The 12183-nt window shown below is 46.1% G+C and carries 13 protein-coding genes; 8 read left to right on the top strand and 5 right to left on the bottom strand.

Features of this window, described 5'->3' with window-relative positions; translation table 11 throughout:
• Positions 1-4: 4 nt before the first annotated feature.
• From HMPREF3034_RS10020 to HMPREF3034_RS10055, 8 genes are all read left to right on the top strand, one after another.
• Positions 5-1027, top strand: coding sequence for a DUF4271 domain-containing protein (locus HMPREF3034_RS10020; protein WP_062435257.1), 1023 nt, complete (start codon positions 5-7; stop codon positions 1025-1027).
• Between the two features lie 11 nt (positions 1028-1038).
• The gene (locus HMPREF3034_RS10025; RefSeq protein ID WP_036897702.1) at positions 1039-1782 is read left to right on the top strand and encodes a uroporphyrinogen-III synthase; all 744 of its coding nucleotides are present in this window, start codon (positions 1039-1041) and stop codon (positions 1780-1782) included.
• A 22-nt stretch (positions 1783-1804) separates the two neighbouring features.
• Entirely contained in the window at positions 1805-2212 is a 408-nt protein-coding gene (gene rnpA / locus HMPREF3034_RS10030) for a ribonuclease P protein component (protein WP_062435260.1), read from the top strand.
• Complete coding sequence (gene yidD, locus HMPREF3034_RS10035; RefSeq protein WP_036897697.1) at positions 2209-2460, top strand: membrane protein insertion efficiency factor YidD; 252 nt, start codon at positions 2209-2211, stop codon at positions 2458-2460. The genes rnpA and yidD overlap by 4 nt, the downstream gene beginning before the upstream one ends.
• A gap of 169 nt (positions 2461-2629) precedes the next feature.
• On the top strand, positions 2630-3931 hold the full coding sequence (tyrS, locus tag HMPREF3034_RS10040) for a tyrosine--tRNA ligase (RefSeq protein ID WP_036897694.1): 1302 nt from the start codon (positions 2630-2632) through the stop codon (positions 3929-3931).
• A 132-nt stretch (positions 3932-4063) separates the two neighbouring features.
• Positions 4064-4516, top strand: coding sequence for a hypothetical protein (locus HMPREF3034_RS10045; RefSeq protein ID WP_156431102.1), 453 nt, complete (start codon positions 4064-4066; stop codon positions 4514-4516).
• A 20-nt stretch (positions 4517-4536) separates the two neighbouring features.
• Positions 4537-4896 carry a hypothetical protein gene (locus HMPREF3034_RS10050; protein WP_062435262.1) on the top strand — a complete coding sequence of 120 codons (360 nt, stop codon included), beginning with the start codon at positions 4537-4539 and terminating at the stop codon, positions 4894-4896.
• 10 nt (positions 4897-4906) lie between these two features.
• Positions 4907-6001 carry a mannose-1-phosphate guanylyltransferase gene (locus HMPREF3034_RS10055; RefSeq protein ID WP_062435265.1) on the top strand — a complete coding sequence of 365 codons (1095 nt, stop codon included), beginning with the start codon at positions 4907-4909 and terminating at the stop codon, positions 5999-6001.
• Here HMPREF3034_RS10055 and HMPREF3034_RS10060 read toward each other — a convergent pair whose 3' ends face one another.
• From HMPREF3034_RS10060 to HMPREF3034_RS13040, 5 genes are all read right to left on the bottom strand, one after another.
• Positions 6002-6997 carry a YqiA/YcfP family alpha/beta fold hydrolase gene (locus tag HMPREF3034_RS10060; protein ID WP_062435268.1) on the bottom strand — a complete coding sequence of 332 codons (996 nt, stop codon included), beginning with the start codon at positions 6995-6997 and terminating at the stop codon, positions 6002-6004.
• A gap of 251 nt (positions 6998-7248) precedes the next feature.
• Entirely contained in the window at positions 7249-9294 is a 2046-nt protein-coding gene (locus HMPREF3034_RS10065) for a protein-disulfide reductase DsbD family protein (protein WP_062435271.1), read from the bottom strand.
• Between the two features lie 143 nt (positions 9295-9437).
• Positions 9438-10328: a ComEA family DNA-binding protein gene (locus HMPREF3034_RS10070; protein ID WP_036897676.1), complete on the bottom strand. Its 891-nt coding sequence runs from the start codon at positions 10326-10328 to the stop codon at positions 9438-9440.
• A gap of 6 nt (positions 10329-10334) precedes the next feature.
• Entirely contained in the window at positions 10335-11693 is a 1359-nt protein-coding gene (locus HMPREF3034_RS10075) for a sodium-dependent transporter (RefSeq protein ID WP_062435274.1), read from the bottom strand.
• A 140-nt stretch (positions 11694-11833) separates the two neighbouring features.
• Positions 11834-12183, bottom strand: a 350-nt coding sequence (locus HMPREF3034_RS13040; protein WP_231725665.1) for a hypothetical protein, incomplete at its 5' end; no start/stop codon positions are given.

A 12183-nucleotide genomic window follows, 5' to 3' on the forward strand; every position in this document is an offset into this window, starting at 1 on the left:
CGTCATGTGGCAACAGGCAGATTCTACCGCATTAGTGGAACAAGAAGCGCAGTCGGTACCCACCACTGCGCGACAGCACAAACAACTCACACCGGCTCAGGTGTTGAGTTGGTTGCCAAAAAACGCCACACCCGAACAGCAAGACTCTGCCATTCAAGCCCATATCAAACCCTCTGAGATTCATTGGAGCAATGAACCCGACACCTTACATCTACCGGGGCATCCTGTTGGACGAAGTTTTCGCGATGTAAGTCTGCCAAAATATTACAAGGAGTCGTTCTTTTCAAAAGACTCATTGTTCCATCCCGAACTGCAAGGAGGGCGTCCCGGAGTAGCTGGCGACCCCGTTCCTTACACCATAGCCGGCGACAATCTCATTACCAGCATCCTTCTTGGATGTTTTATCTTGACGATGTTAGCGTTCTCACAATCGCGCCGTTTCATCTTCAGACAAACCAGAAATTTCTTCTATGTGCAGCATAGCGACCGGCCGACAGCTCTCACCGAGACCGGTGGAGAGATGCGATTCCAAATCTTTCTCATCCTCCAGACCTGCTTGCTCATATCCTTACTCTACTTCTTCTATTCCAAAGCGCAACTCAACGACACGTTCGTCATTGAGCAATACCAAGTCATAGGCATTTACACAGGTTCTATAGCGGGATACTTTCTGCTCAAAATCATCCTCTATTCATTTATCAATTGGGTGTTCTTCGACCGCCGACGAAACATACAATGGATACATTCCTGCCTCTTCATCGGAGCCATGGAAGGAGTCTTATTATTCCCTGCCATCATGCTCTTGGCATTCTTCAACTTGTCGGTATCTACAATTTCAATTTATGTAATAGTCGTGTTGGCTTTATTGAAATTGTTACTATTCTATAAGTCCTACATTATCTTTTTTAGAAAAAGAGCCGTTTTTGTGCAATTTTTTTTGTACTTTTGTGCCCTTGAAATCCTACCACTGCTTGCCATCTGGGGAGCATTGGTGACAATGAATGGATATTTGAAAATTAATTTTTAGGACACAGAACGATGAAGAAGATATTAATCTCTCAGCCCAAGCCTTCCAGCGAGAAGTCTCCTTATTATGATATTGCGAAAGAATATGGCGTAGAACTCGTGTTCCGTCCATTTGTCAGGGTCGAGGGAATATCCAGCCGTGAGTTCCGTCAACAAAAGATTAGCATCTTAGATTATACTGCTGTGGTGTTCACATCACGTCATGCCATAGACAATTATTTCCAATTGGCCAAAGAACTCCGTGTTACCATCCCCGAAGAAATGAAGTATTTCTGCGTCACAGAGACCATTGCACTCTACATACAGAAGTACACCCAGTATCGCAAACGCAAGATATTCTTCGGCTCTACGGGCAAAATTGACGACCTCATCCCTACGATGGTGAAGCATAAAAACGAGAAATACCTCGTTCCGATGAGCGATGTACACACCGACACGATACAGAAATTGCTCGATGCAAAGAATCTCAAGCATACTGAATGTGTAATGTATCGCACCGTAAGCGACGACTTGACCGAAGAAGAAGTAAAGAACTTCGACTACAGTATGGTCATCTTTGTGAGTCCTACCGGCGTGAAATCACTCGCTACTAGCATGCCCGACTTCAAAAATCGTGGTATCCATGTAGGTGCGTTCGGTCCTGCTACCGCTGCAGCAGTGAAGGAAGAGGGCTACAATCTTGACTTCATGGCTCCGTCAAAAGAGTATCCTTCCATGACTAGTGCACTTCAGGCTTTCCTGAAAAAGAATAAATAAACCGGATTAAATTCCTACCCTTATGGCCGAATGCCGTCCTCAGACGTTGACGAAGGCAGAGCGACTATCCAGTAAAAAACAGATAGACAAGCTCTTTTTGGGTGGGCAGAGCCGCTCTATGTCGGCCTACCCACTACGGGTAGTCTATATGGTTGAGGAACTGGAAGAACCTGTTGAGGACGCACAAGTAGCCATTTTGGTAAGCGTACCAAAGCGTTGCTTTAAGCGAGCAGTCAAACGCAACCGCGTCAAAAGACAAGTTCGCGAAGTATACAGGCGCAATAAATACACTGTTATAGACCGTTTAGCCGGGCAGCCCAATCGTCGTGTGAGTCTGGCTTTCATTTGGTTAAGCGACACATTAGCCGAAAGTAAGTTGGTAGAACTGCGTGTATGCAACCTATTGACGCGTGTGGCAGAGAAGTTATGAGTACCATCAAAGACATCTTTCACACACTGTTGCACGTTTTGGGTTGGCTTCTGATACTACCCATCCGTTTCTATCAAGCGGCTATCAGCCCCTACACACCACCCTCATGTCGCTTCACGCCTACCTGTTCCGAGTATGCCCGGCAAGCCATCTTGAAGCATGGTCCTTTCAAAGGAGTCGCCTTGGCCATTTGGCGTATTCTGCGTTGCACCCCATGGGGAGGCAGTGGATACGACCCGGTACCCTGAAATACTAAATGAAGAATTGACAATGGATAATTTAAAATTATAAATTGACAATCTGAAAACGACTCGTAAGACTGGAAGAAATAACATTCAAACAAAATATTAACGTTTACAATCAATAAGAGACAAAAGGTTATCATTCTTACCAATTGTCAATTATCAACTATCAACTATGACAAAGAACTTCGTAGAAGAACTGAAATGGCGCGGTATGTTGGCACAGATGATGCCGGGTACCGAGGAGTTTTTGATGAAAGGAACAGTTTCGGCATATTTGGGAACCGACCCCACTGCCGACTCATTACACATCGGCCACCTCTGTGGTATCATGATGTTGCGCCACTTGCAACGCTGCGGCCACAAGCCATATATCCTCGTCGGTGGCGCCACGGGTATGATTGGAGACCCTTCAGGCAAAAGTCAGGAGCGCAATTTGCTTGATGCCAAAACCCTCTATCACAACCAAGAGGCTATTAAAGCACAGGTAGCTAAATTCCTTGACTTCGATTCTGCCGATGAGAATCGTGCCGAAATGGTGAACAACTACGACTGGATGAAAGACTTCACTTTCCTTGATTTCGCTCGCGAAGTGGGCAAACACATCACTGTCAACTACATGATGGCCAAGGATAGTGTGAAGAAACGCCTCAGCGGAGAAGCTAACGACGGTCTTTCTTTCACCGAGTTTACTTACCAATTGCTGCAAGGTTACGACTTCCTGCACCTCTATGAGAAGCATGGAGTGAAACTTCAGCTCGGTGGAAACGACCAATGGGGCAACATGACTACGGGTACCGAGCTTATTCGCCGTACCCTTGGCAACGAAGCAGAAGCTTTCTGCCTCACCTGTCCGCTCATCACCAAAGCCGACGGAAAGAAGTTTGGTAAGACCGAGAGCGGTAATATTTGGCTCGATCGCAACCGTACGACACCTTACGCATTCTATCAATTCTGGCTCAACGTGAGCGATGACGATGCTGAAAAGTACATCAAAATCTTCACAAGTCTTGATAAAGAGACCATCGACGCGCTCGTAGAAGAGCACAAGCAAGACCCCGGTCGTCGCATATTGCAGCGTCGTTTGGCCGAAGAAGTAACCACCATGGTTCACTCTCGCGAAGATTTGGAAATGGCTATCGAGGCAAGTAACATCCTCTTTGGCAAGGCAACGAAAGACAGTTTGGTGAAGCTCGACGAAGCAACGTTCCTCGATGTGTTCAGTGGTGTGCCCACCTATACCATCGACAGCAGCGTACTGGGACAGCCGGCTATCGAAATCTTCTGCCAAGAAGGTATGAATATCTTCCCCAGCAAGGGCGAGATGCGCAAGCTCGTTAAAGGTGGCGGTGTATCGCTGAACAAAGAAAAGCTCACAGCTTTCGACCAAGTTGTCAGCACCGACGACCTTATCGACGGCAAATACTTGCTCGTACAAAAAGGTAAAAAGAACTACTTCCTCATCACAGTGAAGTAACATTATAGGAGTGTACCCATCATCCGCACCGTGGAGATAGGTACACTTTTGTTTTTATACATCCTCTCTATCCGTATTCCACTACTTAAAATGATTCATCTACACATCTTGAGGAACAATATTAACACATGGATGTTTTCCGTTATTCTAACCCTCATAACCTTTATATTCGCTAGTTCAGTCCATGCAACAACACCTAAAAAGGTTTCATCCAACACCGTTTACCTACGTCCGGGCAATATTGTTTTCATCCAACCCACGCGTGCCCAGCTCAATCATTGGATGGCTGTAGGTAATGCCGACGACCGGGAGACTATCCGCGACATGCGTTATTACGTGAACGAAGCCACCAAATACCTCGACGCTCAAGGCATTGCGAGTACCAAAGAGACCAGCAACAAAAAATTCATCTATGTCAACGGTGACCAAGAAGAGGTTGTAGACTTCCTGCCAGCGGATGCCGGCGGCATCGCTATCTTGTGTTCAAGCAAAGGCTACAAAGTCGTTTCGACCGTAGATTTCGTCCAGTCTTACACTCGTATTATGGACATTCAACCCTCCCAACAGCACTCTTCTTTAGAGTAAAACCTTTAAAACTTAATGATATGAGAGCAGCTTTATTAACCTTCATCATTACAATCATGGCTTTCACTTTTACCACCCCTGCAAAAGCAAAAAGTCCGAAGAGATTTTCTCCGAAAGCCATATTTCTGCATCCGGGAGATATAGCTTTCATTCTTCCAGCCTATGCACAAACCAAACGCTGGGATAAACAAGGGCTAGGCGACTTCGATATTGTAGCTGAGGATATGGATTATTATGGGTACGAAGCCGTAAAATATCTAAAAGAAAACAAAACTCCTTTCATCAAAGTGCAAGTTACAAAATGCTTATTGTTTAATAAAAAAGTGAAAAAGCCTTGTTGGAGTGATTTTTATTCGTTACTTTCGTGGCAAGAACGATAATCGTACAAACATGGATAATGACCTTAGAAACAATTACTGCGTCATTCTAGCCGGTGGGAAAGGTCGAAGACTGTGGCCTTGCAGTCGTGAGAAACTTCCCAAACAATTCATTGATTTCTTTGGAACCGGACAAACCCAATTACAACAAACATACGAACGCATATCCCATATATTCCCTTTAGACCATATTTTTGTCAATACGAATATAGAATATGTCGACTTTGTCAGAGAACAATTGCCTCAATTGCCTCCTGATAATCTCATGGCTGAACCTATATGGCGTAATACTGCGCCCAGTGTAGCGTGGGCTGCACATCGCATAGCTCACATTAATCCCAATGCCAACTTGCTGGTTACGCCGTCCGACCAGATTGTCTTTCGCGAAGAGTTGTACCGTAAGAATATCTTGGAAGGATTGGATTTTGTGAGCAAAAACAATAGTTTGCTCACCATGGGTATTCGTCCTACGCGTCCCGAACCGGGTTATGGCTACATCCAAGTGGGTAATCCTGCCGATATGGAGGATGTCTACGAAGTGAAGACTTTTACCGAAAAGCCCGACCGCGAGTTTGCTCGTATGTTCATGGAGAGTGGCGAATGGTATTGGAACACTGGTCTTTTTCTTTGCAATTTGCAATATCTGAGCGTATGTTTTTATAAATTTCTGCCTGCTGTGTTGAGTACGTTAGACGAAGCAAAACCCAATTTCACCATCGAAGAAGAAAACGAATTTATCAACGAGAACTTCCCGTCGTATCCTAATATATCTATTGATTACGGCATTTTGGAGAAATCCGACCGAGTTTGTGTGATGATGTGCGACTTCGGTTGGGCCGATCTTGGCACGTGGCATGGTATCTATGAGGCGATGCAGAAGAGTCAAGACGATAATGTAGTCATTTCTTCCGACGTGTTATTAGACGAAAGTCACGGTAATATCATCAAGCTGCCAGAAGGTAAACTTGCTGTCATCAACGGGCTCGACGGCTTCATCGTAGCCGAACAAGACAATGTTTTATTAATTTGTAAGAAAGAAGATTCATCGGCACTCATCCGTAAATACGTCAGCGAAGTGCAGATGAAAAAAGGCAACGAGTACGTATAGTTACTGTCCGCCCAACCGTTCAAAGTAAACAATCACTTCCTCCCACGTCTTAAACTCGTCGGTAGCGAAAGGTATCACCGTTCCCATGAAGTCATCCAACGGCTCTGTCGCAATGAAATAATCGCCATAAAGCAGTTGTCGTTGATTGGTGAATACGACGCGATCGTGGGCTGGTGTAGAGATATATTGCTCTGTCCAGTCCTGCATTTGTGTGATAGCTTCATGGTCGTTAGTAGGCGCCGAGGCCACAATATACACCGTATAATGCTCTATTAGGAAGTCGTATGCCTTGTTAAAACTCGACTTCGGTTTGCCATACGAATCCTTCAGACATTCCTCACCTATATATATAATATTGCGTTCGCGTTTTTCCTGCCGGTCATCTATCCATCTTATCACGGGCAACACGCCACGCATAAAACTTCTATCCGTCATGCGATGTTCGCCATGGAAGTGGATGGCATGTCGATAATGACTGCGAAAGAGGTCGAACGTATGCACCACCGGATCTTCATCACCGAACAACCCGTAGACACGTTCCTGTTCTTCGGGCGATACATGGGTAAAACATTGCCCCGTCACTTCGCGATATTCTTTCACCAAAGGCTTGTCTACGAAGAACTCCTGTACCCCGTCTTGGCGCGGATTTTGGAATATTTGCTTCCCCATCATGTTGTGGTCGTGCATGGTCTGTCCCATTTCGAAGGCCGGATTTACCAAGATACGGTCATAGCCAGTGAGCATTTCGGCATACATACCACCCATTGATGTACCGATAATCAAGTCGGGCTGCTGTTCTTCGCACACCTTTCTCAATAGTTCCATCGCCTCTTGTGGGTGGATAGGCAGGTCGTATGCCAACACCGTAGACTGTGGTAACGCCTCTTGAATGCGCTTCACCGTACCCGATTGTGCCGACGACCCGAAGCCATGCACATACAAAATCTTCTTACCAACCATCAAGTCGGGATATTGTCTGATATAGGGATTTTCCATTGTTTTACTCATATCGTCTGCCAAAATTAATCATTTTCCACGAGACTGCACCAAACGTAAGGGCATAAAAAAAGGACTCCGCCGAGTCCAAACCTTTGTTAACCTTAAATCTAATACTATGAAAAACACGGTGCAAAGATAGGGGTAAACCCCTAAAAAACAAAGTAATCATTACAATTGTTTGCGATAACAGCCACTTTCTTGACTTACATCAAGAAGGTGGCTGTTCTTTATAAGAGGCCTGTCACACTTTATTTAGATTTCTTCCGAGCCTTTTCCAATCCCTTGTTCAGGAAATCCAAGTAGTGGGATATATCCTTGTCGTAGCTATAAGAGCGCGTCAGAGGCATTCCTTTAGCATCGAGCAACACATAGAAAGGCTGCGTATTGGCGCCGAACTTACTGCGTTGCAGATAACTCCACTTCTCTCCTACATTGCGCAGAGTACGCTTTTTTCCGTTTTCTACCACTTCCATCGGTTCGGCCAACGGCTTTCTATCGTCTACATAGAGCGAGATGAGGATGTAATCTTTCTTGAGTTTGTCGGCCACCACAGGGTCTGTCCATACGGCCAATTCCATATTTCGGCAGTTTGTACAGCCGAATCCGGTAAAGTCTATCATCACCGGTTTGCCCTGAGCTGCCGCTGCTGCCATGCCTTCTTCGTAGTCGGTATATTGCGCGCGCACCTCGTTATGGTACAGATTGAAGTCTTGTGTGAACATAGGAGGGGCAAAAGCGCTCACAGCCTTCAATGGTGCGCCCCACAGACCGGGTACCATATACACGGCGAAAGAGAGCGAAACAAGTCCCAGCATGATGCAGGGAACGGGCATAGCTGTGCTCGTTTGGTCGTCGTGAGGGAACTTCAGTTTGCCTATCAAGTACAATCCCAGCAATCCAAAGATGACTATCCACAGCGAGAGGAACACTTCGCGGTCGAGCAGATGCCATCCGTAAGCCATGTCGGCTACCGAGAAGAACTTCAGCGAGAAGGCTAGTTCGATGAATCCCAATGTCACTTTGATGATGTTCATCCATCCGCCCGATTTCGGTGCTTTATTCAACCAAGTGGGGAAAAGGGCGAAGAGTGTGAACGGAAGTGCCAAAGCCAAGGCAAATCCGAACATGCCGATAGCCGGTCCAAGGATGTTTTTCGCGTTAGAAACTTCCACCAACAAGAAGCCGATAATCGGTCCGGTGCACGAGAACGACACCAATGCCAGCGTGAAAGCCATCAAGAAAATGCTTAGTATTCCGCTGGTGTTGCTGGCCTTGGAGTCTACACTATTGGTCCAAGATGAGGGCAACGTGAGTTCAAACCAGCCGAAGAACGACAGCGCAAACACCACGAGCATCAAGAAGAAGAAGATGTTGAATCCTGCATCGGTGGCCAGTGCGTTGAGTGATGAGGCTCCAAACAAGCCTGTCACAATGAGGCCGAGCGACAGATAAATCACAATAATGGATATACCATAGAGTACGGCATCGCGCACACCACGGCTTTTGTCGCCTGCACGCTTGAGGAAGAAACTCACCGTCATGGGGATGATGGGCCACACACAGGGTGTAAACAGTGCCAACAATCCGCCTACAAACCCCATGAAGAAGATATAGAACCATGATTGATGAGCGGTATCTCCATTTAGTTTCTTCAGTTCTTTGATAACCGGTTTCCACAAGTCGGCTTTCACGTTTGATACAGGTGCAGCCACCACGATGCTGTCTGCTTTAGTCAATTCAGCTACCTGTACCTTGCTTGTAGAGTCGGCTTTCGGTTGATTGGCAGGCACTAAGGCTGCTACATCGGCTGTTTCCGGTGCATCGGCCGGCCCGTTTCCTTTAATATGATAGTCTACTTGGGTTGGTGGCAGACAGTTTTGGTCGTTGCAAGCGCCGTATTCCAACGAGCCTTTTACCTCGTAGGTCTTGCCTGTAATCTTAAATTTCTGAACGAAAGTCACAGCGTGTTCAAAGTAACGCAGGTTCATTTCAAACAACTTGTCGAACGTACTGATTTCCTTACCACGCGCCTGTAGCTTTCCTATCTTTTGTACACCGACGGCTTTATCCACTGCCAATGAGGCCGATATGGGGCCGTCTGATGGCAAACCGGTGGAATAGACGTGCCAACCGGCATCTATCTTTCCGGTGAAGACAAGGTCTACCTCTGTGGGCGAAACTTGTTTCTGTTGCACCGAGAAGTGTACCGGCTCTTGTATCTGAGCATGTATGGCAAGAGTAAATATCGCTAGAAAGAGTGTCAGCCAAGCCGACTTCCAATGAGTATGATTCATAATTTGCTACTTGTTTTGAGTTATATACCAAGCGAGCCCATGCTATGTGAAACGCTCACCATTTATTTTGTCAAGTTGCAAAAATACACAAAATAAGTGATAATCGTGCCCGACATGCCGAAAACATATCACACCTATTCAGTTTAGAAAGTTACGTAAGGGCGCAATCGTTCTATGGTTGTAGAACTGAACGAGCGCAGATGGTGCAAATCGTCGATGCTTTTCAGTGCCCCTTTCAACCGTCGGAAGTCCATAATCTCGCGTGCTTGGTAGAAGTTGATATATGGATGGCGTCGCATTTGGTTCAATGTGAGCGTGTTCAGATTGAGTTTTTCTACTGCGCTGTCGTCCACTTTGAAATAACTTATGGCCTCTTCGGGGAATCCTTCTATCTCTCTAAGTTGTTCTGTATGTGCAAAACCGCCCAGTCTCCGCCCGTAGTTCATGATTTGGCGAGCATAATAACTCCCCACTCCCGGTACTCGTTTCAGCATCAATGTGTCTGCTATGTTAAGTATCACGTGTTCTCCCGGTTTTAGTTTCATGGGGTAATCATGGAGTAAAGTGTCGCGATTGGTCGATTTGCCTACTAATAGTGGCTTCCCATAAAACTTGTCGGCAGGCTGATAATCTTCACCTATTATAATATAAGGACGTAGCGATTCATATTGTCCTTTGGTCAAACCATAGAGCCGAGCAAAGTCTTCCGGCTGCCGATAGACACCGCCTTTGGCACGATAACGATAAATGGCACGCACTTGCCATGGCTGCAATCCAAGTCGAAGCAGCTGTGTGCTGTCGGCCGTATTGGGATCGAAGGCAAATCGTTCGGGAACTTGATGAGGCTGGGTATAATACTTTGCCGATGTAGACTGCTCCGTTTTTACTTCTTTGTGAGCCTTGACTATAGGTTGAAGGGGTTCCTCTTTATCCATCAACAGGTATGCGCCGAATGCCATCACCACGATGGTGAGAATCGTAAGAAACACCTTTCGGTCGGATTTTTGGAAATAGAAAAACTCTCGCCAGCGCATAGTTCATCAAATAAAGCCCAACTGATGGAGAAAAATAGCCAATATACAGAGCGGACAAACAAACCGAACGGCAAAGAGATAGATGCCGAAGAAGCGTGTGCTTACCGTTCCCCAATTGGTGAATTCGTCGTATATCAGCGTGCGTGGGACATACCATCCGAGGAATATACAAGTAAAAAATCCGATGACAGGGAGGAATATCTGTCCCGTCACAAAGTCGAAGATGTCGAATATCGACATGCTTCCTATCCTCAAGAAATCTACTCCGCCTAGCGACAACGAGCAGAAACTGCCCACGATGATGGTGGCTATAGTCACGATGGTAGCACCTTTTTTACGACTGATGTGCATCTCCTCGAAGCAGAAAGCCGTACTTACTTCGTGCAGGGAGATGAGGCTTGTCAATGCAGCCAACGCCAACAAGGCATAGAAGAAAAGTGATACAAGCCAACCTAATGCAGGAAATCCGACAAAAGCTTGGTTGAAGACGTTGGGTAGGGTGATGAAGATGAGAGCCGGACCACTATCGGGATTCACACCGACAGAGAATGCTGCGGGGAATATCATGAGCCCGGCTAGGATGGCAACGAGTGTGTCTACCGCTGCCACTTGCACCGATGAGCGCAGTAGATTGGTTCGTCGACTGAAGTAAGAGGCATAGGTACAGATGCAACCCATGCCGATACTGAGCGAGTAGAACGACTGTCCGAGGGCGCCAAGAAATACGTTTTGATCTACCTTGGAGAAGTCGAGATTCAACAAATAGTTGATTCCTTTACCGGCATCGGGCAACAGACAAGAGGCCACAACGATGACCAATAGCAAGATAAACAGCACCGGCATGAAGAGCTTCGAAACCTTCTCAATACCGCCTCGCACCCCATGAATGATGACGCCATGAGTCATGAGCAGGATAGCGACGGTCCAAAAGATAGGACGGATAGGCGATTGTTCGAAATCAGAGAAATATTGTGCCACCATCGTAGGATCACCTTTCAATTCTCCCATGATAGAGGCGTAGATGTATTGCAGGCACCATCCCGACACCACAGCATAGTAACCGGTAATCAGAAAGCCCGTGATGACGCCCATATACCCCACCAATCGCCACGCTGTACCATTACCAAGCTTGGTGTAAGCACGTGCCATATTTGAGGCACTGTGCCTACCAATGATGAATTCCGACAACATACAAGGAATGCCGAGCAGCAAGATACAACCTAGATAAATGATGATAAAGGCTGCGCCACCATTCTGTCCGGTCATATAGGGAAAGCGCCATACATTGCCCAAACCTACTGCCGAGCCGGCTGTAGCAAGGATAACGCCCAGCTTACTACCAAAGTTTACTCTTTCTTCAGACATGTTTATGTTTTCGTTAAATATATTGCAAATTTAATGATAATATTCTGATTTGGTAACAATCTGCCAACCTTTTGTTTGTTTGTGCCTTGGGTTTATAGAACTATTCTGAAGATTTTTTCTTTTCATATACTTCCTGTTCTTCATAGGTAGTGATGTGGAACAGCTTCATAAGTGGAGTACTTGTTAGTATTCTTCGTTTGTGTGGTCTCGCTTTCCGATGATTGGTGTTTCTGCCTAATGTATCGGCTAGTATAGAGAGTAGCCGATGTGCGACTATGTAACAGATACCCTTTGAACAAGAAAACTCTTAAGTAGCATCTGTAAGCTGATTTTTGTCTTTGTCGCGGAGCGACTATAGATGAATAACCGCGGACGAAGTCCGTGGAAAACGTATAATGCTCAAGAGTCAGTGCCGAAGGTACTGAATATGAATATCGTGTAAGGAGGGTGCGGAAGTCATCCGTATTGAGTACCTCTCGGCACTCATTTT

It is taken from the genome of Prevotella sp. DNF00663 (assembly GCF_001553265.1).
In the GTDB taxonomy this organism is placed as follows: Bacteria; Bacteroidota; Bacteroidia; order Bacteroidales; family Bacteroidaceae; genus Prevotella.

Bases quoted from the DNA above. Each gene is read 5' to 3' on its own strand.
- HMPREF3034_RS10020 (WP_062435257.1), top strand. From the start codon at position 5: ATGTGGCAACAGGCAGATTCTACCGCATTAGTGGAACAAGAAGCGCAG.
- HMPREF3034_RS10025 (WP_036897702.1), top strand. From the start codon at position 1,039: ATGAAGAAGATATTAATCTCTCAGCCCAAGCCTTCCAGCGAGAAGTCT.
- rnpA (WP_062435260.1), top strand. From the start codon at position 1,805: ATGGCCGAATGCCGTCCTCAGACGTTGACGAAGGCAGAGCGACTATCC.
- yidD (WP_036897697.1), top strand. From the start codon at position 2,209: ATGAGTACCATCAAAGACATCTTTCACACACTGTTGCACGTTTTGGGT.
- tyrS (WP_036897694.1), top strand. From the start codon at position 2,630: ATGACAAAGAACTTCGTAGAAGAACTGAAATGGCGCGGTATGTTGGCA.
- HMPREF3034_RS10045 (WP_156431102.1), top strand. From the start codon at position 4,064: ATGTTTTCCGTTATTCTAACCCTCATAACCTTTATATTCGCTAGTTCA.
- HMPREF3034_RS10050 (WP_062435262.1), top strand. From the start codon at position 4,537: ATGAGAGCAGCTTTATTAACCTTCATCATTACAATCATGGCTTTCACT.
- HMPREF3034_RS10055 (WP_062435265.1), top strand. From the start codon at position 4,907: ATGGATAATGACCTTAGAAACAATTACTGCGTCATTCTAGCCGGTGGG.
- HMPREF3034_RS10060 (WP_062435268.1), bottom strand. From the start codon at position 6,997: ATGGAAAATCCCTATATCAGACAATATCCCGACTTGATGGTTGGTAAG.
- HMPREF3034_RS10065 (WP_062435271.1), bottom strand. From the start codon at position 9,294: ATGAATCATACTCATTGGAAGTCGGCTTGGCTGACACTCTTTCTAGCG.
- HMPREF3034_RS10070 (WP_036897676.1), bottom strand. From the start codon at position 10,328: ATGCGCTGGCGAGAGTTTTTCTATTTCCAAAAATCCGACCGAAAGGTG.
- HMPREF3034_RS10075 (WP_062435274.1), bottom strand. From the start codon at position 11,693: ATGTCTGAAGAAAGAGTAAACTTTGGTAGTAAGCTGGGCGTTATCCTT.